1 protein-coding gene is annotated in these 604 nt (G+C 61.8%); it reads right to left on the reverse strand.

The genetic code is table 11. The features are described from left to right. Positions 1–604, reverse strand: a 604-nt coding sequence (locus tag J7I44_RS16710; RefSeq protein WP_209623343.1) for a hypothetical protein, incomplete at both ends; no start/stop codon positions are given.

Here is a 604-nt window from a genome sequence, read left to right on the forward strand (position 1 = left end):
GCCCTGACGGCCGCGCCCGATGCCCTTGCAGACTCCAACCAACCGAGCGCGAGCTCATGGAAGGACTTGCCCTCGCTGGACAGGTTAGCGCAGGACTGTTTGGCCCCGGAAGCGTATGCATGTGCCTCTCGTGCGGCCAGTTCCAAGCTACCCTCAGCAATGAGGCTTGTAACCAAGGTGATAGCGTATGCCCCGCGCTCTACCTGGTCTGGGTGAGCGGCGACGAGCGAAGAAAAGGGGGCTGTACGGAGCTGCTGCTCGGCGCGCTCATCGGCGGACCCGCACAGCGACCGAGTTGCTTCTGCGACAGCCTGCGCACTGTCACCAGTGCTCTCCAGAGAGACCTCAGCTAAAGGCAAGCCGGCGCACGTGAAGGCGCCCCACGTGCGGAAAGAGAGCGGCTCATCGACGTTCTCGGGAATGCCGAGGATTTCCCAGAGGAGGGGATCTAGCGCCATTGGCTTGATCCGGTGAACGCCGACGGTGGCCGCAGCATTTCGGTGGACCGAAAGGAAAATGTCTTGGTACAGCGCGCCATTCGCCTTGTAGAGGGCGCAGGACTTCAGTTTCCAAGGCGATCCCTTCAAACGAGACTTGAGCTCGA

It is taken from the genome of Frateuria flava (assembly GCF_017837635.1).
Lineage (GTDB): Bacteria > Pseudomonadota > Gammaproteobacteria > Xanthomonadales > Rhodanobacteraceae > Frateuria_A > Frateuria_A flava.